General features: G+C 65.7%; 25 protein-coding genes and 1 tRNA gene. 6 read left to right on the top strand and 20 right to left on the bottom strand.

Going from position 1 to position 21,662, the window contains the following annotated elements; translation table 11 throughout:
- Positions 1-243: 243 nt before the first annotated feature.
- The 5 genes from fdhA to ACWGQ2_RS05105 form a co-directional block, all read right to left on the bottom strand.
- Positions 244-1,470, bottom strand: a complete 1,227-nt coding sequence (fdhA, locus tag ACWGQ2_RS05085) for a formaldehyde dehydrogenase, glutathione-independent (RefSeq protein WP_452014947.1) — start codon at positions 1,468-1,470, stop codon at positions 244-246.
- A 246-nt stretch (positions 1,471-1,716) separates the two neighbouring features.
- Positions 1,717-2,115: a thioredoxin gene (gene trxA / locus ACWGQ2_RS05090; RefSeq protein WP_422402432.1), complete on the bottom strand. Its 399-nt coding sequence runs from the start codon at positions 2,113-2,115 to the stop codon at positions 1,717-1,719.
- Between the two features lie 76 nt (positions 2,116-2,191).
- The gene (locus tag ACWGQ2_RS05095; protein ID WP_452014949.1) at positions 2,192-2,638 is read right to left on the bottom strand and encodes a MarR family winged helix-turn-helix transcriptional regulator; all 447 of its coding nucleotides are present in this window, start codon (positions 2,636-2,638) and stop codon (positions 2,192-2,194) included.
- A gap of 176 nt (positions 2,639-2,814) precedes the next feature.
- Positions 2,815-2,896: transfer RNA gene (locus ACWGQ2_RS05100), tRNA-Tyr, on the bottom strand.
- Positions 2,897-2,987: 91 nt separating this feature from the next.
- Positions 2,988-3,434 (bottom strand): hypothetical protein, encoded by a 447-nt coding sequence (locus tag ACWGQ2_RS05105; RefSeq protein WP_452014951.1) that lies wholly within the window; start codon positions 3,432-3,434, stop codon positions 2,988-2,990.
- Positions 3,435-3,584: 150 nt separating this feature from the next.
- On the opposite strand from ACWGQ2_RS05105, the gene ACWGQ2_RS05110 reads away from it, so the two are divergent.
- The gene (locus tag ACWGQ2_RS05110) at positions 3,585-4,076 is read left to right on the top strand and encodes a YajQ family cyclic di-GMP-binding protein (RefSeq protein ID WP_055239270.1); all 492 of its coding nucleotides are present in this window, start codon (positions 3,585-3,587) and stop codon (positions 4,074-4,076) included.
- A gap of 88 nt (positions 4,077-4,164) precedes the next feature.
- On the opposite strand, the gene ACWGQ2_RS05115 is transcribed toward ACWGQ2_RS05110, so the two are convergent.
- The 3 genes from ACWGQ2_RS05115 to ACWGQ2_RS05125 form a co-directional block, all read right to left on the bottom strand.
- Positions 4,165-4,848, bottom strand: a complete 684-nt coding sequence (locus tag ACWGQ2_RS05115; protein ID WP_452014953.1) for a histidine phosphatase family protein — start codon at positions 4,846-4,848, stop codon at positions 4,165-4,167.
- 33 nt (positions 4,849-4,881) lie between these two features.
- Positions 4,882-5,754 (bottom strand): zinc metalloprotease HtpX, encoded by an 873-nt coding sequence (htpX, locus tag ACWGQ2_RS05120; RefSeq protein WP_452014955.1) that lies wholly within the window; start codon positions 5,752-5,754, stop codon positions 4,882-4,884.
- Positions 5,755-5,893: 139 nt separating this feature from the next.
- Complete coding sequence (locus ACWGQ2_RS05125; RefSeq protein ID WP_452014957.1) at positions 5,894-7,165, bottom strand: MFS transporter; 1,272 nt, start codon at positions 7,163-7,165, stop codon at positions 5,894-5,896.
- Positions 7,166-7,310: 145 nt separating this feature from the next.
- Here ACWGQ2_RS05125 and ACWGQ2_RS05130 point away from each other — a divergent pair, with 145 nt between their 5' ends.
- Entirely contained in the window at positions 7,311-8,054 is a 744-nt protein-coding gene (locus ACWGQ2_RS05130; protein WP_452014959.1) for an MBL fold metallo-hydrolase, read from the top strand.
- Here the strand turns inward: ACWGQ2_RS05130 and ACWGQ2_RS05135 are convergent.
- Together ACWGQ2_RS05135 and ACWGQ2_RS05140 are read right to left on the bottom strand one after the other, a co-directional pair.
- Positions 8,051-8,782: an esterase/lipase family protein gene (locus ACWGQ2_RS05135; RefSeq protein WP_452014961.1), complete on the bottom strand. Its 732-nt coding sequence runs from the start codon at positions 8,780-8,782 to the stop codon at positions 8,051-8,053. The genes ACWGQ2_RS05130 and ACWGQ2_RS05135 overlap by 4 nt on opposite strands.
- The gene (locus ACWGQ2_RS05140) at positions 8,779-9,537 is read right to left on the bottom strand and encodes an alpha/beta fold hydrolase (RefSeq protein WP_452014963.1); all 759 of its coding nucleotides are present in this window, start codon (positions 9,535-9,537) and stop codon (positions 8,779-8,781) included. Before ACWGQ2_RS05140 ends, ACWGQ2_RS05135 begins: the two co-directional genes overlap by 4 nt.
- A gap of 111 nt (positions 9,538-9,648) precedes the next feature.
- On the opposite strand from ACWGQ2_RS05140, the gene ACWGQ2_RS05145 reads away from it, so the two are divergent.
- A complete protein-coding gene (locus ACWGQ2_RS05145) occupies positions 9,649-10,116 on the top strand; it encodes a Fur family transcriptional regulator (RefSeq protein WP_422402422.1) in 468 nt (155 codons plus the stop codon).
- 42 nt (positions 10,117-10,158) lie between these two features.
- A complete protein-coding gene (locus ACWGQ2_RS05150; protein WP_452014965.1) occupies positions 10,159-11,649 on the top strand; it encodes a catalase in 1,491 nt (496 codons plus the stop codon).
- A 167-nt stretch (positions 11,650-11,816) separates the two neighbouring features.
- Here ACWGQ2_RS05150 and ACWGQ2_RS05155 read toward each other — a convergent pair whose 3' ends face one another.
- Genes ACWGQ2_RS05155 through ACWGQ2_RS05180 form a run of 6 tightly spaced genes read right to left on the bottom strand, consistent with a single transcriptional unit; the run spans position 11,817 to position 16,983 of the window.
- Positions 11,817-12,704, bottom strand: coding sequence for a prenyltransferase (locus ACWGQ2_RS05155; RefSeq protein WP_452014967.1), 888 nt, complete (start codon positions 12,702-12,704; stop codon positions 11,817-11,819).
- Positions 12,701-13,039 (bottom strand): lycopene cyclase domain-containing protein, encoded by a 339-nt coding sequence (locus ACWGQ2_RS05160; protein ID WP_452014969.1) that lies wholly within the window; start codon positions 13,037-13,039, stop codon positions 12,701-12,703. The genes ACWGQ2_RS05155 and ACWGQ2_RS05160 overlap by 4 nt, the downstream gene beginning before the upstream one ends.
- Positions 13,036-13,386, bottom strand: a complete 351-nt coding sequence (locus ACWGQ2_RS05165) for a lycopene cyclase domain-containing protein (RefSeq protein ID WP_452014971.1) — start codon at positions 13,384-13,386, stop codon at positions 13,036-13,038. The genes ACWGQ2_RS05160 and ACWGQ2_RS05165 overlap by 4 nt, the downstream gene beginning before the upstream one ends.
- A complete protein-coding gene (crtI, locus tag ACWGQ2_RS05170) occupies positions 13,386-14,996 on the bottom strand; it encodes a phytoene desaturase family protein (protein ID WP_452014973.1) in 1,611 nt (536 codons plus the stop codon). Before crtI ends, ACWGQ2_RS05165 begins: the two co-directional genes overlap by 1 nt.
- Positions 14,993-15,913 (bottom strand): phytoene/squalene synthase family protein, encoded by a 921-nt coding sequence (locus ACWGQ2_RS05175; RefSeq protein ID WP_452014975.1) that lies wholly within the window; start codon positions 15,911-15,913, stop codon positions 14,993-14,995. The genes crtI and ACWGQ2_RS05175 overlap by 4 nt, the downstream gene beginning before the upstream one ends.
- A 2-nt stretch (positions 15,914-15,915) precedes the next feature.
- Entirely contained in the window at positions 15,916-16,983 is a 1,068-nt protein-coding gene (locus tag ACWGQ2_RS05180; RefSeq protein ID WP_452014977.1) for a polyprenyl synthetase family protein, read from the bottom strand.
- A 35-nt stretch (positions 16,984-17,018) separates the two neighbouring features.
- Between ACWGQ2_RS05180 and idi the strand changes: the two genes are divergently transcribed.
- The gene (gene idi / locus ACWGQ2_RS05185) at positions 17,019-17,549 is read left to right on the top strand and encodes an isopentenyl-diphosphate Delta-isomerase (RefSeq protein ID WP_452014979.1); all 531 of its coding nucleotides are present in this window, start codon (positions 17,019-17,021) and stop codon (positions 17,547-17,549) included.
- Here the strand turns inward: idi and ACWGQ2_RS05190 are convergent.
- Entirely contained in the window at positions 17,497-18,282 is a 786-nt protein-coding gene (locus ACWGQ2_RS05190) for a glycosyltransferase family 2 protein (protein ID WP_452014981.1), read from the bottom strand. The genes idi and ACWGQ2_RS05190 overlap by 53 nt on opposite strands.
- Positions 18,283-18,366: 84 nt before the next feature.
- On the opposite strand from ACWGQ2_RS05190, the gene ACWGQ2_RS05195 reads away from it, so the two are divergent.
- A complete protein-coding gene (locus ACWGQ2_RS05195; protein ID WP_452014983.1) occupies positions 18,367-18,996 on the top strand; it encodes a hypothetical protein in 630 nt (209 codons plus the stop codon).
- Between the two features lie 174 nt (positions 18,997-19,170).
- Here ACWGQ2_RS05195 and ACWGQ2_RS05200 read toward each other — a convergent pair whose 3' ends face one another.
- The 3 genes from ACWGQ2_RS05200 to ACWGQ2_RS05210 form a co-directional block, all read right to left on the bottom strand.
- Complete coding sequence (locus ACWGQ2_RS05200) at positions 19,171-20,358, bottom strand: TerC family protein (RefSeq protein WP_452014985.1); 1,188 nt, start codon at positions 20,356-20,358, stop codon at positions 19,171-19,173.
- A 182-nt stretch (positions 20,359-20,540) separates the two neighbouring features.
- A complete protein-coding gene (locus tag ACWGQ2_RS05205) occupies positions 20,541-21,164 on the bottom strand; it encodes a nucleotidyltransferase family protein (RefSeq protein WP_452014987.1) in 624 nt (207 codons plus the stop codon).
- A gap of 102 nt (positions 21,165-21,266) precedes the next feature.
- Entirely contained in the window at positions 21,267-21,566 is a 300-nt protein-coding gene (locus ACWGQ2_RS05210; protein WP_055239253.1) for a DUF4193 domain-containing protein, read from the bottom strand.
- Positions 21,567-21,662: the final 96 nt, after the last annotated feature.

Below are 21,662 nucleotides of genomic sequence, written 5' to 3' on the forward strand. Positions count from 1 at the left end.
CCGTCCCGGTGTGTGAGGAGTGCGCTCATAATGTCCCCGCTTCCAACTCGTGTCCCGCATGAGTGGTGCCGCCGGAGGTCCATGAGTCTGGAGGGGTGTCTCCGGCCCATCGAGTCTAGCGAGGCGGATCCGGCAGGTGGAAGACGCGGACGTGCAAAGGACCGCCGGGGAACGCAATTCGTACTGCTGCCGTCCCGGCGGCCCTCTGCTGTGGGTGCTTTGCTGTCGGTGCTTTGGCGGCGCCTAGTTGGCGTTGGCTCCGGTCACGCCGTGCGGATCGATGACGTACTTCCGCGCGGCTCCGGAGTCGAACTCCCGGTACGCCTCAGGTGCGTCGTCGAGCCGGATCGCGGTGGCATTTACCGCCTTGGCGATCTGCACCCGGTCGTTCAGGATGGCCATCATCAGATCCCGGTTGTACTTCATCACCGGACACTGGCCGGTGGTAAAGGACAGCGACTTGGCCCACCCGGTTCCCAGGCTGAGGGACAGCGAACCGACCTTGGCTGCCTCGTCCACTCCACCGGGATCGCCGGTGACGTAAAGTCCTGGAATACCCAGCGCACCGCCGGCAGCGGTGATGTCCATCAGCGAGTTCAGCACCGTCGCAGGCGCTTCGTGCCCTGCACCGTGTCCGTGGCCGCGGGCTTCGAAGCCCACTGCGTCCACGCCGCAGTCCACCTCCGGAACACCCAGGATCTGCTCGATCTGGTCCTTTGGATCGCCCTTGGACACGTCTACGGTTTCGCAGCCGAAACTGCGTGCCTGCGCCAGCCGGTCCTCGTTGAGGTCACCGACAATAACGACGGCGGCACCGAGCAGCTGGGCACCTGCAGCGGCGGCAAGCCCCACCGGGCCCGCCCCGGCAATGTAGACCGTTGAACCGGTACGGACGCCTGCCGTGACGGCGCCGTGGTAACCGGTGGGGAAGATGTCGGAGAGCATGGTCAGGTCCATGATCTTTTCCATCGCCTGGTCAGAATCAGGGAACTTCAGCAGGTTCCAGTCTGCGTAGGGCACCAGCGCGTATTCAGCCTGGCCGCCCACCCAGCCGCCCATGTCCACGTAGCCGTAGGCGCTGCCGGGACGGTCCGGGTTCACGTTCAGGCAAATCCCCGTTTTGCGTTCCTTGCAGTTCCGGCAGCGGCCGCAGGAGATGTTGAAGGGGACGGAGACCACGTCGCCAACCTTGATGAATTCAACATCAGGGCCGGTTTCCACCACCTCACCGGTGATTTCGTGGCCGAGGATCAGGTTCGCCGGTGCCGTGGTGCGGCCGCGGACCATGTGCTGGTCCGAGCCGCAGATGTTGGTGGTCAGGACCTTAAGGATGGCCGCGTGGGGCAGTTTCCGGCCCACATTGGCCGGGTTAACGCCCGGGCCGTCCTTCAGTTCGAAAGTGGGGTAGTCGATGTCCTGGACTTCCACAACACCGGGTTCGATATAAGCAACTGCTCGATTACCGCTCATTGGTATTCCTTGCCTTGTAACCTTGGTCGACGTTGACTGGGTTCCCCGGCAGGCGGGCAGCCGGTGGCCGCGCAGCTCCCCCGGGTTGTCCGAGCCTACAACCCAAAAGTGCGTCCGGCTAGGGCGATTATTGGCCCCACAGGTGTCCCCCGGAGCGGGATCCGGCGTGTGTTAATGCGCAGCAGGGAGCTCCTCCGCGAATGGAGGAGCTCCCTGCTGGTGTTTAAGCTGAGGGGCGCCGGAGCGCTAGCTGACCTGTCCGTCCTGGCCTGCGGCAGACTGGCCCTGTTCCTGGGCTGCGATCTGCTCGTGGACGGCCTTCATGTCCAATCCCTTGACGGCTTCAACCAGTTCACTGAACTGGTTGGCGTTGAGCGCGCCGGGCTGGGAGAACACCAGCACCTTTTCGCGGAACGCCATGAGCGTGGGGATGGAGGTGATGCCGGCAGCGGCAGCAAGGCCCTGCTCTGCCTCGGTGTCCACCTTCGCGAAGGTGATGTCCTCGTGCTGCTGCGAGACGGCGTCGTAAACCGGTGCGAACTGCTTGCACGGGCCGCACCAGTCCGCCCAGAAGTCAACGAACACAATGTCGTTTTCCTCAATGGTTTCGGGGAACGTTGCCTCGGTGATGTCAATAGTTGCCATACAAGCCACGCTATAGCCCACGGCGGGCGATGTCTGCAATTGTTCGCTCTGCGGTGAAGTGCGGATCAGCCGGCGATCAACTCACCGTGGAGAACCCCATGGCTGTCACCTTCGCGATGACCGGCAGTGCTTCACGGAGTTTTTCGCGTTCGCCGTCACCCAGCTGGCCGAGCAGTCCGGAGAGCAGCGACTCCCGCCGCTCCGTTTCAATGGTCAGTTTGCGGCGCCCGTCGGGCGTCAGGGTTACCCGTACCCCGCGTGAGTCCTCCGGGTCAGGGCTTCGGCGGACCAGGCCTGCGTGCTCCAGACGAATGATCTGTTCGGTGGCGCTGGGAACCTTGACGCCGAGGTTCCGGGCTATGTCAGAGACCCGCATGCCGTCCCCCGCCACCATCCGCAGGGTGCCGAGCTGATTCGAGGTAATGCCCAGCTCCGTATCCATGTGTCGCACGAGGAACACGGCTTCGCGCAGCGCTTCCCGGAACTGTTCGGCAAGGCGGTCCAGAGCCAGGTCCTCTTTCATGCTTAGAAACACTAGACGCCCTAGCGACTTAGTTCTTGGGGGCGTGCCCATAACGGACAGTTTTGTGCCGAGATTTTGGTACCGGCGCTGACCGCGGCCGCAGCTGCTGCGATGCTGCGGACTAAGGCAACAAAAAAGCATCCCCGGTCCTAAGACCGGGGATGCTCTCTCTTCGGTGGCAGATGAGGGATTCGAACCCCCGTAGGCATTGCCAGCTGATTTACAGTCAGCCCCCTTTGGCCGCTCGGGTAATCTGCCGAAGGCCTTCTTGCGAAGACTTTGTCCGCGGTAACCGCGGGCAAGACAACTTTACAGAACATTCGCCCAAGAATCGAATCGGGCCTTTGGGCTAGAGTCCGCGGGCGATGCGGGAGCTGATCTGGGCGTAGAAATGCTCCGCCTGCGACGCCGTCACGCTGCCCCAGGCGACGGCGTTGGCGAGGTCCTGCCTGACACCGGCAAGGCGTTCGGCGCCTTGCCGGACCTCATCATCCTGGACCGCCGCAACGGTCAGTGCAGTGTCGTCACCGGAAGGAAGGAAGACGGACGCTTCCTGGGGTCCGCTTGCCTGGGCCGCTGCGGTGCCCACCCCCGTCACCGAGACAGCCGCCAGGACCGAAGATGCCGCTGCCTGCCGCAGCCGGATTCCCGCCGAGCGGCGCGGCGACGCGGAGGACACCTGTGCTGCAGCACCGGGCGGAAGCGGTTGTCCGGGCGGCACTGGGGCCCGCTGTTCGTCAGCCGTCACGGCTGTCCGCGGAGGTTCCTTGGGGTCAGTGGGGCGCGTAGTGCTCATAAACCCCACCATTTCCCAGCCAGATGGGAGGATCGTCCACTGCGGCTGGGTGCTCCCTGTGAGCTGCGACGCTGCCCGCACACCGTGCCCACCTATTAGGCTGGAGGGCAGGAGATTCCAACTACCAATGCAGATCCTAAGGAGCGCACTATGGCCAGCGAGTCATCATTCGACGTCGTCAGCAAGATCGACAAGCAGGAAGTCGCCAACGCCCTGAATCAGGCCCAGAAGGAAATCGCGCAGCGCTATGACTTCAAGGGTGTCGGTGCGGAGGTCGATTTCAGCGGCGAAAAGATCCTGATGAAGGCCAACTCGGAGGAACGCGTCAAGGCAGTACTGGACGTCTTCCAGTCGAAGCTGGTCAAGCGCGGCATCTCGCTGAAGTCCCTCGACGACGGCGAGCCCTACGCCTCCGGAAAGGAATACCGGATCGAGGCTTCCATGAAGGAAGGCATCGCCCAGGACCAGGCCAAGAAGATCAACAAGATGATCCGCGACGAAGGGCCCAAGGGCGTGAAGTCCCAGATCCAGGGCGATGAGCTGCGCGTCAGCTCCAAGTCCCGCGACGACCTGCAGGCCACCATGGCAATGCTGAAGGGCGCAGACCTGGACGTGGACCTGCAGTTCATCAACTTCCGTTAGGCCTTCAGCCCGTCCCCACGGACAGCAGACGACGGCGGCGCTCCCCATGACCGGGGAGCGCCGCCGTCGTTGTTTGGTTTGAATCCGCTTAGGGCGCCAGCTCGACGTCCTCCGCTGCGGGCCCGTCGGTGTCCGGGTCTTCGAGGGCTGAACCGCCCACGGCGTCGCCCTGCCAGGTCAGCAGCTCCCAGGCATGCCCGTGGGCCTCGGGACGGGGCCGCGACTCAAGCACCACAATCCCGGTGTTGCTCAGTGTGTTGTGGACAATAAAGTCCGCAGACACGTTGCGGGCACGGGAAGTGGCCCAGGCCCGGATCATCGCCCCGTGGCTAAAGAGAACTGGGGTCTGCTGGCCGGCACGCTGCAGCTCGGAGACCACCTCGTCAAAGCGGCCAAGCGTCTCCGCGCCGTCCGGCCCGCCGGGCATCGCCACGGAAAGGTCACCCTGGACCCAGGCGTAGACGGTGCGCAGGTAGGCCTGGATGGATTCGCTGTCCCCGCGCATCTCCAGGTTCCCGGCGGAGATTTCGCGCAGCCCGTCCCGCACCTCAATGGGCTGGGCAAGGGCGTTGGCCAGCGGCGTGGCGGTGAGCTGTGTGCGCACCAGGTTTGAGGCGTAGACGCCGCTGATCTGCTCATGTCCCAGGGCCTGCGGCAGGGCCGCGGCCTGGGCCAGTCCCAGTTCGGTCAGCCCGGGGCCCGGGGCTCCGGTGTCCAGCAGCCGTTCAATGTTCGACGGCGTCTGGCCGTGGCGGACGAGGATCAGCCGCATGCGTGCTCACTCTCTGTGTGGATGCCGTTGCGCTTAGGAACCGAGGGGACGTCCGGCCATGTTTTCGAGGCGGCGGATCCGGTCGGCCATCGGCGGGTGGGTGGCCAGCAGGCCACGTACGCCGTTGCGGAACGGGTTGGCAATCATCAGGTGGGAAGTATTCACCAGCTTCTGGTCCGTGTTGGGAAGCGGTGACTGCTGAGTTCCGGTTTCCAGCTTCCGGAGCGCCGACGCCAGCGCCAGCGGATCGTCGGTCAGGGTGGCGCCGTCCTCATCGGCGTCGTACTCCCGGGTACGGCCGATGGCCATCTGGATCAGCGATGCTGCCAGCGGAGCGAGGATTGCCATGGCGATCATGGCCAGCGGATTCTGGTTGCGGCGGTCGCCGCCGCCGAAGAAGAGCAGGAACTGTCCCAGCGAGGTGATGACGCCGGCAATCGCGGCCGCCACCGAGGAAGTGAGGATGTCCCGGTTGTAGACATGCATGAGCTCGTGGCCGAGCACTCCGCGCAGCTCGCGTTCATTAAGCAGCGCCAGGATGCCCTGGGTGCAGCACACCGCAGCGTTCTCCGGGTTGCGGCCCGTGGCGAACGCGTTCGGCGCCATGGTTGGTGAAATGTAGAGGCGGGGCATCGGCTTGTTGGCCTTGGCCGAGAGTTCACGGACAATCCGGTACATTTCCGGGGCCTGGGCCTCCGTCACCGGAACGGCATGCATGGCGCGGATAGCCAGCTTGTCACTGTTCCAGTAGCTGTAGGCGGTGGTGGCAAGCCCGATCAGAAGGAAGATCCAGATGAACGAAGAATTGCCCGTGCCGCTGGAAAGCAGGCCGCCGATGCCCAGCAGCACGGCGAAGAGCACCCCAAAGAGGGCTGCGGTCTTCAAACCGTTGAAATGTCGGTGCACGGGTACACGATCCTTCCTGGGCGGAAGGCCCCGCCCTCCCATCAGGAGTGCAGGTCCAGAACCTTCCGCGGTACTTTTCGTAAGCCTTAACGTATCCGGGCCCCGCCCTGTTCCGCGCCTGCCGGGCTGGTGACGCGGCTTACGGCTCCGGATGCCGTGCGTCGTAGCGGGCGAACCCGGGCTGCAGCCGGGACAGGACCAGGACGGCGAGGGCGCAGGCCAGGCCCCCGGCAACTGCGGCCCAGCCTTCGCCGAGGAAGGACGCGTCGATCCCAGCTACCAGGTCCCCCAGGCGGGGACCGCCGGCCACCACCACCACAAAGACGCCCTGCAGCCTGCCGCGCATCGCGTCCGGCGTTGCCGCCTGCAGGATGGTGGAGCGGAAGACGCCGCTGATCGAGTCTGCGATTCCCGCCGCCCCCATGGCCAGCGCTGCCGGAAGAAGCCACGGTGAGACGCCGCCGCCGTCGTGCTCCCCTGCCAGCACCACCACTACGCCGAAGGCAGACACGGACAGCCCCCAGGCCACCACCGACCACATCACGGCCAGGCCCTGCCGGCGCACCAGTCCCAGCGGACCGGAGAACAGACCGGCCAGGAACGAACCGGCGGCGGTTGCAGCGAGCAGGATCCCCACCGTTTCCGCTCCGCCGCCGAGCATCAGGGCACCGATGGCGGGCAGCAGTGCCCGGGGCTGTGCCAGCACCATGGCAGCCAGGTCAACGATGAACGTCATGCGGATGTTGGGCCGTGTGCCCAGGAAGGTGAATCCCTCCAGAACGGATTTCAGGCCGGCCTTCTGCACCTGCCCCACGGGCGGCATCGGGTCCAGCCGGTACAGTGCCCACATCGCCGCGGTGAACGTGACGACGTCGATCGTGTAGGTCCAGCCGTAGCCAACCTGTCCCACAAGGACGCCGGCCAGCAGCGGGCCGGCTGCCATGGCGATGCCGAAGGTGATCATGCTCAGGGCATTCGCTGCCGGCAGCAGCTCGGGGCGCACCAGCCGCGGAATAATGGCGCTGCGGGCCGGATGGTTCAAACCACCGGCGCCGGCGTTCACTGCCACCAGGGCGAAGAGCAGCCACACACTCTCCAGGCCCAGCCAGGCCTGCACCGCAATGCCAAGGGTGGTCAGCCACAGGACAACGGCCGAGAACAGCGCAACCTTCCTGCGGTCGTACGCGTCCACGACTGACCCGCCGTACAGTCCGGCCAGGACCAGCGGCACCAGTCCCACCACTCCGAGCATGCCGACGTACAGGCTGGACTGGGTAAGTTCGTAGACCTCCAGGCTCACTGCTACCAGCGTCAGCTGCGTGCCGACGGCGGAAAGCGCGGTTCCGGTCCAGAGCCGGCGGAAGTCCCGGCTCTCCCGGAGCGGGGTGAGGTCAGCTAGCAGTCTGGGCACCAGAGCAGTCTAGGCGAGCGCGAGGGGGCTCTTTCGCCGGTTGACGCCATGCGTCGGCGCCGTCCGCCCCGCGGGGCCCAAAGCGTGCTTAGGATGTTGCTTTGAACGTCTGCCCGTGGACGCTGTCCCTGCCGAAGGAGGATCCATGCTGACCCGCAATGTTGCCGACGGCATTCACCTGATCGAGCACGCCTACACGAATGTGTACTTGGTTGAGGGCGGCGGTGAGGTGATGATCGTGGATACCGGCCTTCCGGCTGCCCAGCATGAAATCTCCTCTGCCGTGCGTTCCCTTGGCTACGGGCCCGGCTCGGTTAGCGCCGTCGTCCTGACCCACGGGCACTTTGATCACGTGGGCACAGCGGCGAAGCTGCGCACCGAGTTCCGGGCTCCGGTACTGGCACACCCGGCGGACCACTACATTGCGGCCCATCCTTACCGGTACGGCCATGAACGTCCCCGGTTCCGGTATCCGCTGCGGTTTCCGGGCTCACTCCGGCAGCTTGGCGCCATGACAATGGCCGGAGCCCTGCTGGTCCGCGGAGTAGCGGACGTCCATGACCTGAACGCCGACGCCGCAGCATCCCTGCCCGGTGGGCCGGTGGTCGTCCCCACGCCGGGGCACACCGCGGGGCACATTGCGCTGCACTTCCCGGACCGGGGTGCGCTGATCGCCGGGGATGCCCTGGTGACGCTGAATCCGTACACCGGGGGCCGCGGCCCCCAGATTGTTTCCGGCGCGGCGACGGCGGACAGTGCCGCGGCCCTCGCCTCGCTGCAGGCGCTGGCGGATACCGGCGCCCGGGTGGTACTCACCGGGCACGGCGACCCGTGGACCTCCGGTGTCCAGTCCGCCGTCGAGCGTGCGCTCGCCCAGGGGCCAAGCTAGCGTTCGGCTTCCTCCAGTTCGCGGACCACCAGCCGGTGGAGCTCCGGGTCGCCGAGCGGCCGAAAGTGTCCCATGGCTTCCAGCTGGATGTTGCGGGCGCCGTCGAGCCTGCTGCCGCCGGGAATATGCGGGTCGAAGGCCGCGTACACCGACGTGATCCGGGCATTAGCGTCCAGGCTTGCCTGCAGGCTGCGGAGCAGGGCGTTGCGCGGAGAGAACGCGCGGATAGAAGGAATCAGGAAAAACCGGGCATACGGTGAACCGGAGAACGGTGTATTGACGGCGACCATCCGGCGGATACGGTGCCCCTGAGGCCCCAGCATGACCCGCTTGCCGATCAGGCCGCCCTTGCTGTGCGCCACGATGACTGCGTCTTCAAGTCCTGCTGCGGCCAGATAGTGCTCCACCCGCCGGGCCATTTCATCGATCCTGCCGCGATTGTACCCGAGTGTCTTTATGGTGTGGACGGGGTGCCCCCGCCGGCCCAGGGCTGCCGCCAGCGGACGGAGCAGCTGCCAGTCCTCATAGACCCCGGGGATCAGCACCACGGGCTCCCGCCGCCCGTTTCCCCGTGCGGGTTCCAGGTAGGCGGCAGGATCCTCCCGGCGCAGGAATCCCTGAATCTGCCAGCGGGCCACATAGGCGTAGTCTGCCGCCCAGGCCGCGGCCAGGCACAGCCGGTGCAGTACGCGCTCGACGCCGGAACCCACTGCCTGCGTCCCCCTCACCGCGCGGCCTTGACGAGTTTGCGCACCCACTCGGCCGTCTGTGACGGATGGGTCCACATCATCACGTGCGGGGCAGCGGGCACCTCTCCCAGGGCAACGTCTTCGCGGGTTTGTTCCAGCCGCAGCAGCCAGGAGCGCGGAACAATGGGGTCCCGGCTGCCGCTGATCACCGCCACCGGGCACTTTGTCAGGGCCAGCCGTTCTTCCATCCGGTGGTCCATCATCCGGCGCAGCGTCCCGAGGTACCAGCGGGGACCGGCGCGGAGATAGTCTGTGAAGACAATCCGGTTCACGGCCGGCTTTTCGTGCAGGGTGTCCTGGGCCAGCCGGAGCCCCTGGGCTGCAATGCTGCGCTCGGCCCGGTTGACCGTCGGGGCCAGCAGCAGCAGCGATGTCACCAGAGAAGGGTCGGCGAGCGCAGCTTCGACCACCACCTGGCATCCCATGGAGTGTCCTGCCAGCAGGGCGTCGTCGATCCCGGCCTGCCGCAGGGCACCGGCAACTGCGGCACCGTAGCCGGCCATGGTCAGCGGCTCACGCGGCCGGTCCAGCCCCGCATGACCGGGCAGTTCCAGCGTGTGGACACTGTGGTCGCGGGAGAGTTCGCGTGCCAGCGGCTCAAAATAGCGGGAGGATGCACCAATGCCGTGGACCAGGACCACTGCCGGGCCGGATGTCCCAAACGTGCGCAGCCGCAGTTCGGATTCCCCCGCGCGCAGAAGGCGGTCCTGCCGCCGGGCAGCTGTTGCGGACACGTTTTGCCTCCTGATTCGCGGCAGCACCCCGCAGCCGCACCACCACCCTAAGCCGGGACGGTTAGGACCGCCTTATTATGAATAAATCAGAATAAGCGCTACTCTGGATACATGACTTCCACAGCAGCCTCCGCGGCAACCACTGACAAGTGGTCAGCGCAGCTGCGTGCACACGGACGCCGGGTCACCAAGCAGCGCCTGGCCGTGCTGGACGCCGTCGACCATTCACCGCACGCAGGTGCGGACGAAGTCGCAGCTATTGTGCGGACCACCCTTCCGGACATCAGCCTCCAGTCCGTCTACGTTGTCCTTACCGACCTCACCGAAACGGGCATGCTGCGCCGGATCGAACCGCCGCACTCCCCCGCACGCTACGAGACCCGGGTGGATGACAACCACCATCACGCGATGTGCACCGGCTGCGGTCGCATCGAGGACGTCGACTGCGCCGTCGGGCACGCACCGTGCCTGACCCCCAGCGACACCCACGGCATGACGATCCAGATTGCCGACGTGCTGTACCAGGGCCTCTGCGCCGACTGCGCAGCCAAACCGGCAGCAGCCGGCAAGACTTCCTGACCCCTCGGCTTTAACACTCCACCCAAAGAAGAAAGAGAGAGAATGTCGAACTTCACCACCACCCAGACCGGCACTCCGGTTGCCAGCGACGCACACTCGCTGTCCCACGGAGCTGACGGCGCGGTTGTACTCCACGACCGTTACCTGGTTGAGAAGCTGGCCCAGTTCAACCGGGAGCGCATCCCGGAGCGCATCGTGCACGCCAAGGGCGGCGGCGCATTCGGCGAATTCACCGTCACTGAAGACGTGTCCATGTACACCCGTGCCGCTGTTTTCCAGCCCGGCACCACCACCGAAACCATTCAGCGGTTCTCCTCCGTTGCCGGTGAAATGGGCTCCCCCGACACCTGGCGCGACGTACGCGGTTTCGCACTGCGTTTCTACAGCTCCGAGGGCAACTACGACATCGTCGGCAACAACACCCCGGTGTTCTTCATCCGCGACGGCATCAAGTTCCCGGACTTCATCCACTCGCAGAAGCGCCTCCCGGGTTCCGGCCTGCGCGACGCAGACATGCAGTGGGACTTCTGGACCAACTCCCCCGAGTCCGCACACCAGGTCACGTACCTGATGGGCGACCGCGGCATCCCGCGCTCCTGGCGCGAAATGCCCGGCTTCGGCTCGCACACCTACCAGTGGATCAACGCTGCCGGTGAGCGCTTCTGGGTGAAGTACCACTTCACCTCGAACCAGGGCAACCACGAGATCACCGGTGCTGAAGCAGAGCGCATCGCCGGCGCCGACGCCGACTACTACCGCCGCGACCTGTACGAGAACATTGCCGCCGGCAACTTCCCGTCCTGGGATCTGCACGTTCAGGTCATGCCGTACGAGGACGCCAAGAACTACCGGTTCAACCCGTTTGACCTGACCAAGGTCTGGCCGCACGCTGACTACCCGCTGATCAAGGTGGGTACCCACACCCTGAACCGCAACCCGGAGAACTTCTTCGCCCAGATCGAGCAGGTGGCACTCTCCCCCGCCAACCTGGTCCCGGGCATTGCAGCCTCCCCGGACAAGATGCTGATGGCCCGCATCTTCTCCTACCCGGACGCCCAGCGCTACCGCGTTGGCACCAACTACAACCAGCTGCCGGTCAACGCACCGAAGGCTCCGGTTAACAACTACTCCCAGGACGGCTACGGCCGCTTCCACTTCAACTCCCCGGAGACCCCGGTCTACGCCCCGAACACCCTGGGCGGCCCGGTGGCCGACCCGGCTCTGGCCGGCGAAGGCACGTGGGAGAACGACGGCGCGCTGGTGCGTTCCGCCGCGACCCTGCACTCCGAGGACAGCGACTTCGGCCAGGCCGGCACGCTGTACCGCGAGGTGTTCGACGACGCCGCCAAGGCCCGTTTCCTGGAAACCATCACCGGTGCAGTCTCCGGTGTGCAGCGCCCGCACATCCGCGAAGCTGCCATCCAGTACTGGACCAACGTTGACGCCGACCTCGGCGCCAAGCTCCGCGCCAACCTCGCCACCGGCGAGACCACGGCCAATGAGCAGGCTGAGTTCGTAGGCGTCGCAGACTAGTCTGCCCCGTCCTTACGGATACCAAAAGCGGCCGGTCCCTTCGGGGGCCGGCCGCTTTTTGCGTTCCCCGTCTGCCCTCCCCGCCATCGAGAGGCCAGTTACGGCTCGTTTCAGCCCCCAAAAGAGCCGTAACTGGCTTCTCGGAAGGGAGGGAGGGAGGGAGGGGGTTAGCGGGAAGGCCAGTACCAGATGAGCAGCATGGTCACGAGGAAACCGGTCAGGAAGTTCAGCTTCAGGAACCGCTTCCATCCGGCGTTGGCTTCCTCAGACCGTTCATCCGTGATCCCCAGGAACGGCACCAGGTTCAGCAGATACGACACCGCCAGCAGCGAACCGAGCTGGGCAGGCCACGGCGTGAGCAGCATCAACGCACCGGCCGCGGCGTAGGCGGCGAAAGCCAGCCGCACCACGGTCTTGCCGCCGAGGACCGTGGCGATGGAGGACAACCCGCCCTCCCGGTCCGGAATGATGTCCTGCACCGCTCCGAACGCCTGGCTGGCCATGCCCCAGAGGAAGAAGGCACCCAGCACGGCCCACAGGGCGGGGGTGAACTGGGCTCCGGCCAGCACCAGTCCGTAGACGGCAGGGGACACGAAGTGGGTGCTGGAGGTGATCGAGTCCAGGAAAGGCCGTTCCTTAAACCGTAAGCCGGGGGCGCTGTAGGCGATGACGGCGAAGACACTCACGGCCAGCACCAGCCAGGACAGCGGGGAACCCAGCAGCGCCAGCACCACCAGGAAGGGAACATTCGTGGCGACCGCTGCCCACAGCGTGATTCGGTGGAACCGGCGGTCCAGCAGCGCGCCCTCGACGCCGCCCTTGCGCGGGTTGCGCAGGTCGGATTCGTAGTCGAAGACGTCATTGATGCCGTACATGGCCAGGTTGTACGGGATCAGGAAGTAGAGCGTACCGATGACCCAGGCGGCGTCGATCCCGCCCGTGGTCAGCAGGTACGCCGCAGCGAACGGATACGCGGTGTTGACCCAGGACAGCGGCCGTGAGGAGAGCAGCAGCATCCGCAGGGTACCGGGGGTGCGGGTGGCGGGGGCGCTCATTGGTTCTCCTCGGAAAGGGCGGCGGTGCGCGGGGTCAGCAGTTCCCAGAGCGCCGGAAGCAGAAGGACGGCAGCCAGCGGATAGGCGAAGTCCTCCAGCGGCGCCAGGCCCAGGAAGGCTCCGGAGATCCGGTCAGGGTTGTAGCCGAACAGGTCCACGGCGATCATCAGGTTGTCAAAGACAGCGGTCAGCATCAGCAGAACGGCAGCAGTGCCGGCCAGGCGCAGCAGGAAGGACCGGTTGCTGCGGCCGGAACGACGGCGGCGCAGCAGGGCCGCGGCAAGCACAGCGGCCGCGGGGAGCAGGAAGCAGAGGTTCAGCAGCCAGTAGGTCACCGCCGGGCCGCCTGTCCGGACCGGTTCCGCCCGAAGTGTGCTGCCGCCGTTTTCAGCAGGCCAAAGAGCACCATGGTCAGGTAGCAGAGGAAGGCCAGGAAAAAGGCCTCTTCGAGCGGCAGGTGCGGCGCCAGTTCAATCCCCAGCATGAACTGGGTTTCGCCGCGGTAGAAGATGTCCAGCCCGATGCCAAAGAGGTCCCAGATCAGGAAAAACACCAGCCCGGCGGCCAGCACACCCGCGGCACGCAGCGGCGCCCCGGAGAAAAAGAAGAGTTTGAAGCGGTGGTCCAGCAGCATCATGCAGCCGATCGATGCGAGCAGGAACAGCAGGTACAAAGCACCCATCAGCGGGCCTGGTTCGGCGCGGAAGACGGCTCCGGAAGGGCTTCGGTGCTGGTGTCCCCGCGCAGCCGCTTAAGTACCAGCTCGGCGCTGATCAGGCACATGGGCAGGCCGATGCCGGGCAGCGTGGACCCGCCGGCGTAAAGCAGGTTTTCAACTTTCCGGCTGGCATTGCTTCCGCGCAGGAAGGCGCTCTGCTTGAGTACGTGGGCCGGACCGAGGAGTGTTCCGCGCCAGGAATTGAAATCAGCACTGAAGTCCCCCGGACCAACTGTCCGGCGGACCGTGATGCGCTCAGCCAGGTCCGGGATACCGGCCCAGCCGGCGATCTGCCCAATCACCGTGTCCGCCATCGCTTCGAGCCGCGGATCGCCGCCGCCGTCGATCCCACCGGTGCCCAGCGCCGGATCGGACGGAACAGGCACCAGCACAAAGAGGTTCTCTTGTCCGGCGGGTGCGGCGTCGTCGTCCGTCGCGGAGGGCCGGCAGATGTACAGCGACGCCGGGTCCGGAACTGATGTGTGCTTCCCGAAGATCTTCTCGAAGTTCGCTTTCCAGTCCTTGGTGAAGAGCAGGGTGTGGTGCGCCAGCTGGGGCAGCTCCCCCTTAACACCCAGGTGCAGCAGGATCCCGCCGGGACCCGGAATCCGGGATTCCCAGTATTTGGGCGGATAGGTCTGCAGCTGGGCCGGCAGCAGCCGGGTTTCCGTGTGGTGCAGGTCCGCGGCGGAAACCACCAGGTCGGCGTCGAGCACTGCGGGGGTGCCGGCTGCGTCGCGGTATTCAACTCCGGAGGCGCGGGCCTTGTCCTTGCCGGTGCTTTCCGTGCGGATCGCGGTGACGTTGGCATCCAGCTGGATCTTCACGCCCTCGGACTCAGCCAGTGACGCGATCACCGTGATCAGCCGGTGGAAACCGCCGCGCGGATAAAGCACACCGTCGGACAGGTCCAGGCGGCTCATCAGGTGGTACATGCTAGGCGTCGTAAACGGGGAAGAGCCCAGGAACACTGCCGGATAGCCCAGGATCTGCCGGATCCGCGGGTCGGTGAAACGCTTCGCAACGAAGGTGCTCAGCGGCTGTAGCAGCAGCTTGGCCAGCCGCGGCCCGCGGGAGAGCACGTCCGGGCGCAGCAGCGGAAGGAAGGAGGCAAAGGTGCTGTAGAGGAACCGCTTCTTGGCCATGTCGTAGACCTCGGCAGCGGAATCCAGATATTTTTCCAGCCGGGCACCGGCTCCGGGTTCCAGGGATTCGAACAGTTCAACGTTCTTCGCGCGGGTGGCCTGCACGTCCACAGGTGCTGCCTCGCCTTCGAAGTACACCCGGTAGCCGGGGTCCAGCTGCACCAGCTCCAGCTGCTCGGCCGCACTGGTGCCAAGCATCCGGAAGAAGTGGTCGAACACCTCGGGCATCAGGTACCAGGAGGGTCCGGTGTCGAAACGGAAGCCTTCGGTTTCCCAGTTGCCGGTGCGTCCGCCGGGCGTGCTGTTCTTCTCCAGGACGGTGACGTCCAGGCCCTCCCGGGCCAGCAGCGCGGCGGTGGCCAGACCGGTAATGCCGCCGCCAATGACGACGGCGGTGCGGGGGCTGGACTTGGGTTTTCCGGAGGTCATGGCGCCCTTTCGGCGTCGGGGGTGGAGAGAACCGGGGAGGAGGCGCGGCGCAGCCGGTGCCGGTAGACGGCATCGGCTGCTATGCGCAGTTTGACCGGGTTGGGCACCCGGATCCGGGTAGTGCGCAGCCGTTCCGCCGGGGTCTGGCGCAGCCGGCGGGCCAGCTCCGCGAATAGTTCCTGGGCCAGTGCGACGGCGGGGCGGCAGTCCCGGGGAAGCTCAGCGATGGCTGCGCCCGAGACGAGCAGGTCCGCTTCGATGTCATCGAGCAGCCGGTGCTTGTCCGCTTCGGTGAAGGCATCCACTGTGACTCCGGGAAAGTAGCTGCGGCCCAGGGCCTCGAAATCCTCGGCCAGGTCACGGAGGAAGTTCACCTTCTGGAAAGCGGATCCGAGCCGCTGCGCTCCCTCGCGCAGCCGATTTTCCTGGTCCGCCGGAACCGTGCGTCCGTCCAGGAAACACTGCAGGCACATCAGGCCGATCACCTCGGCGGACCCGTAGACGTAGTCCTCGAAGCTCGCCTGGGTGTGTTCGGCACGGGTAAGGTCCGCGCGCATGGACCGGAAGAACGGGGTGGTGAGATCCGTGCCGATTCCGGTGCGCCGCGCAGTCAGTGCGAAGGCGTGCACCACCAGGTTCACGCTGTAGCCGGTGCGCAGGGCGCTAGCCGTTTCCGCCTCCAGCTCATCGAGCATGCGGCGGATCTCGGCCGGAGGAATCTCTGCCGCCGCAGCCACGCCGTCCACAATCTCATCCGCCAGCCGCACCAGGGCGTAAATGGTTTCGATCTGGCGCCGGGTCCGCGGTGCCAGCAGCCGGGAGGCCAGGCCGAAGGACGTGGAGTAGGCGCGGATCATGACTGCAGCCGTGTCCACGGCTGCCTGGTTGTACAGCGGCAGCCCGGTTATCTGTCCCACGGCTACCTGCCCCGGTTCACGGAGGCGGAGACGACGTCGTCCAGCACCGCAGCAAGCCCGGCCGGCACTTCGGCGCACTCGAGGTGGCTGCGGGCGCTGGCCGCATACTCGGCGGCGAGGTCCTGGGCGTACTGGCGGGCACCACAGTCCACCAGGATCCTCCGGGCGCGGTCGGCGTCGCCCGGCCCCATGTCCGGGCGGCCGATGATAGTGGCGAGTTCTTCCCAGCACGGAGTCTGCGCGGCGTACGCAATCAGCACCGTGCGCTTGCCCTCGCGGAGGTCGCCCATGCTGGATTTGCCGGTGGCGCTTTCGTTCCCGAAGACCCCCAGCAGGTCATCCACCAGCTGGTAGGCGATTCCGGTGTCCCGCCCGAACCGGCCCAGTGCGGCAACAACCTCGGTGCCGGCCCCTGCCAGCACCGCGCCGGCGCGCAGCGGCGCTTCGAAGGAGTAGACGGCCGTCTTTTGCCGTTCCATGTCCAGGATCTCGGTGACCGGCGGCGAGCCCGCGGCGAAGGAGAAGTCGACGTCGATCAGTTCTCCCCCGGCGGAGGCAAAGACGGCGTCGTCCAGGATGCCCGCCAGCAGCTCGCGGGTGAGCGGATCCGTGGAGACCGAATCGAGCATCCGGAAGGCTCCGGTCAGGGCAAGGTCGCCGGCGATGATGCCCACGGACAGTCCGCGGTGCCGGGCCACTTCGGCCGGTTCCCCTGCAGTTTCGGCCATGCGCCGGTACACGCCGGAGACGTTGTCCTGTCCGCGGCGGACAAAATCCAGGTCGATGACGTCGTCATGGACGATCAGCGCGGTGTGCAGCAGTTCGAAGGCTGCCCCCACCCGGGCGGCTGCTTCCAGGTCGGTTCCGCCCAGGTGTGTATAGGCCGTCATGACAATCTGGGGGCGCAGCCGCTTACCGCCAACCGTGGATTTTTCGAGTGTCTCCCAGAGGCTAAGGTAGCTGGGACTGATCCGCTCCGCGCGCTCCTTGGCCGCGGTGAAGAACCCGTCCAGGACACGTTCCACCTGCTGTTGGCCAATTCTCTCGTCAGGCAAGTGTTCTGTCTCCATGCATAAAGTAAACACGTTGATCGTTAGGGGAAGAAATGCCGCAACGCCGGGAAGAAGTCATTCTGGTTGATAAAGAGGGCCAAATGATAGGTACCGCGGACAAGATGACCGTGCACACCCGGGATACTCCCCTGCATCTGGCTTTCTCCACGCACGTCTACCACCCGGACGGACGCATTCTGGTGACGCGCCGGGCGCTCTCCAAGCTGACCTGGCCCGGAGTCTGGACCAACTCTTTCTGCGGGCACCCCGGACCGGGTGAAGCCACGCAGGACGCGGTGGTGCGCCGGGCCGAACGTGAGCTGGGCCTGAAGCTGCGCAGCATCGCCGTCGCCCTCCCGGATTTCCGGTACCGGGCCGTGGACGCCTCAGGAATCGTGGAGAACGAAATCTGCCCGGTCTACACGGCCGTGGCAGAAGCTGATCCCGTCCCCGCAGCTGACGAGGTCATGGACTGGACCTGGGCTGACCCCGCCACGCTGGCTGAGTCCGTCCGCCTCACCCCGTGGGCCTTCAGCCCCTGGCTGGTGCTGCAGCTTCCCCTGCTGTACCCCGAAAACGCCTGATCCAGCGCTCCCACGGCGGTACTGCCTGCCAGTGCACGGCAAGGGTATGGAAGGCCCGGCGGAACCGCCGGGCAAGATTCGCCCGGCCGATCACGGCCCGCGGCGCCATGCCCACAACAAGCGTGCGGTCCCACGCACAGCGGTAGCCCAAACCCAGGTGGGCGCTGAGGCAGACGTCGTCGTGCTGCTCCGGATCATCCCGGTGAACGGTCTGCCTTAGGTCCTGCCAGACGCCGGCCCGCAGTGCCAGGTTGGATCCGAAGAGGGGCCGGTGAGCCAGGGCCAGGGTCATCGCCTGATAGTAGGAACCCAGGTAGAGAACGGAGAGCATCCGTCCCAGCCACGGCGCAAAACCGTAGAACCTTCCCGGCCCGCTGACGGCTGCCAGCCCGGGATCGGCAGCAAAGTGTTCAGCTAACTGCTTAATCCATTCCGGGGGCAGCACACAGTCCGCGTCGCATCTGGCAATGATGTCCGACGCCGCGGCGTCGTATCCGGCCGCAGCCGCCGCTGGGATGCCCGGGTGGGGCTCAAATACCACCCTGGCGCCAAACTCCTCCGCCACCCGCGCACTCTGGTCCGTGCTGTTGTTATCAACCACCACGATTTCGGCAGGCTGCAGGGTCTGCCCAGCCAGCGAGGCCAGGCACCCGCGCAGGGCCTCGGCGTCGTTCAGGCACGGGATGACGACACTAACCGAGGGAAGGGCAGGGGGAAGGGCGGGGGGTTGCATGCCAGTGATCCTACGTGCAATTCCGGTGCGCCTGCCGTGCGCGGAGGCTGGGCGCCTCCAACTCTGCTCGGCTACCGTAAGTACATGATTGATGCCCTCCTGCGCCGTCCGGCCTCTGCCGCCGAGGTGGCTTCGGACGGCATCCGTGTGCTCGGTGCAGTGAGCCTGCTGGCTGCACTGCTCTGGTACGGACCGGTTGAGGCTGCACTGTTTGCTCTGGTGCTGCTGGGACTCCTGGTCTCCCGGTGCCTGCCGGCAGCGCCGCTGTTCTCCTCTCTCTACGGCCTGACCCTGCTGCTGGCCGCCTGGAGCAGCGTGATGGACCTGTATGCGCGGATTTCATGGTGGGACCTGGCGGTGCACTTCGCTGCCACCGGCACCATCGCCGTCATGGCCTGGTACCTGCTTGCCGCCTACGGCGCCGTGACCGCCTGGCAAGATTCCGGCCGTCCGGTTCCTGGATTCGCTGTTCCCGCCGTGGTGACGTCGCTGGGCCTTGCCCTGAGCGTGCTTTGGGAATTCGGTGAGTGGTGGGGGCACTACTACGTCGATGCCACGATCAACGTCGGCTACCGGGACACCATCGGGGACCTCGCCGCCGGCGGACTCGGCGCACTGCTCTCCGGCATCCTGCTGGCCCGCCTGGTCCGGCGGAACCCGCCGGCATCCGCAGGTGCAGCCGGTCCTCCGCTTCAGCGCCGTCTGCAGAGCTGAAGCCCTCGAATCAACGAGGCGCGGCTGGCGATGGTCACGGCCGAACATTTGCGCTGCAAGCTACCCGCTTCGGCGCTCGTGTCCGTTCCGGCGCCTGCACTGCTGCCGCGCCGCCTAACGCAGGAAGGGCCCTCCCCAGCCTGACAGCTGCGAAGGGCCCTTCCCGGTAACTAACTACTTGCTGGAGTAGCGCGCATGCTCTTCGTGGGCACGGGCTACCTCGGCACGGATGTCCTCGATGTCCTTGACCTTGTCCCGGTACTTCTTGTCCATCTGCAGGATCTGCTTCTCTTCGTCGCAGAGGGCCCGGTAGATGCGCTCCCGCTCGGACTCATCCGAGGTGTAGGAGAGATCCAGGTAGTCGTTGGCGTGGCGGCGGGCGTTGTTGACGGCAGTTTGTGCCTTCCCCGCGGGACTGACCAGCGAGGCGATGACGGTGATGAGCAGGACGCCGATGATGACGCTCAGGGACAGGCCGGTGCTGACCTCGATGACTTCCACGTGCTCGCCGTTGTTGATGAACGGCAGGGTGTTCTCATGCAGGGCGTGCAGCACGAGCTTCACGCCAATGAAGGCGAGGATGGCGGCCAGCCCGTAGGAGAGGTAGATCAGGCGGTCCAGCAGGCCGTCGATCAGGAAGTAGAGCTGGCGCAGGCCCATCAGGGAGAACGCTGTGGCCGTAAAGACAATGAAGGTGTTCTGCGTCAGGCCGAAGATGGCGGGAATCGAGTCCAGCGCAAAGAGGATGTCTGTTCCGCCGATTGCCACCATGACCAGCAGCATCGGGGTGAGGACCTTCTTGCCGTTCTCAACGGTCATCAGCTTGTCGCCGTCGTAGTGGTCGGTGGTCGGCAGCACACGCTTGGCGATCCGGATGATGAAGTTGTTCGCCTCATCCTTCTCGCTGTCTTCGGGCTTGAGCAGGTTGCCGGCTGTGATCAGCAGGATCAGGCCGAAGAGGTAGAAGATCCAGGAGAAGGAGTTGATCAGCGCCGCGCCCAGGAAGATAAAGCCGGTGCGGGCGATCAGCGCGAAGACAATGCCGAAGAGCAGAACCTTCTGCTGGTCCTCGCGGGGCACCCGGAAGGACGCCATGATGATCAGGAAGACAAACAGGTTGTCCACCGAAAGGGCCTTCTCGGTGATGTACCCGGCGAAGTACTCACCGCCCATGGTCACCCCGCCGAAGACGAGAACCAGAATGCCGAAGATAATCGCCAGGCCCACGTATATGGAGGACCAGACGGCCGCTTCCTTCAGCGTAGGGATGTGCGCCTTGCGGATGTGGAAGAAATAATCGAAGGCCAGCAGGCCGAGGATGACGACGATCGTCACGCCCCAGATGAGGGGGGAAACAGTCATGGAGTCTCTGCTTTCGTAGGGTACGCCAAGGGACCGCAAGTCTCTCCGGCAGTTTGTGGCTGCCCGCTGGCCCCGGCCGGGCGTCGGTGCCCTACGTGTTGACGAGGTTCAGCGTGGTTGGATACTCCCCTACGAAGGCTCCACTTTACCTGATCCGCACTGCAGGCCTCGACAAACACCGCTTACCCCTCCGCTCCGTTCGTTCGCCGGCCCTCGAGCAGTGCCAGGTCTTCAGGTGTGTCGATGTCCCGCCCCTCGGTATCCGGACCACACTCCACCAGGTCCACCAGGCCCGGATGCGCGGCGAGGAAGGAACGTGCACCCGAGTCTCCCAATGCACCGGCGGCAGCAGCCCGGGCCAGCTGGGGTGCGAACAGCACGGGATGGCCGCGCATCAGGTTTCCGCCCGGCAGCCGGTACGCGGCACATGACACCCGGGCCGGGGCAGCCCGGGCGATCAGGCGGCCCACCGTTTCCCCGGTGAGTCCCGGCTGGTCGGCCAGAGCCACCAGCACGGGTTCCCGCGGCGCGAGCGTAATGGCCTCGGCTATGCCGGCACGGAAGGAAGATCCCATGCCGGTTTCCCAGTCCGGATTGATGACCACATGTGTACCGGCCAGGTTCGCTTCGGCCCTCACGCGGGTGGAACCGGCGCCCAGAATCACAATGACCCGGTCGCAGCCCCCGCGGCGAAGTTCGGCAGCCAGGTGCTCTACCAGCGGGCGGCCGTGAAAGGGCAGCAGCGCCTTGGGGCCGCGGCCAAGCCGAACCCCTGCCCCCGCTGCCAAAAGGACCGCGCTGACCATGCACCGAACAAAACCACACCTGCGGCCTTAACCACAACCGCCGCACCCGGATTCGTCCGGGTGCGGCGGTTGTGAAAGCGGCCCTGCACGGGGCCGGAGTTGTTAGCCTTCGCAGTCCTTGCAGTACTTGGTGCCGTTTTTCTCAACGGCAAACTGGGACCGGTGGCGGACCAGGAAACAGGAGCCGCAGGTGAACTCATCCTCCTGGGCCGGAACGACCCGGACCAGCAGTTCCTCGCTGGAGAGATCTGCTCCGGGGAGTTCGAAGGCTTCTGCGGCCTCCGATTCGTCCACGTCCACTACGGCTGACTGCTTGTCGCTCCGCCGGGCCTGAAGCTCTTCGATTGAGGCGGTTCCGGCGTCCTCTTCGGCCTTGCGCGGTGCGTCGTAATCAGTAGCCATATTCAGGCTCACTCTCCAATGCTTGGTGGGGGGACTATGGGATGGAGCGGTGCACCCCGATGGTAACCGGTACGCCTGGAAGTGCAGGTCAGAGGC

Source organism: Arthrobacter sp. NPDC055585, from assembly GCF_053619115.1.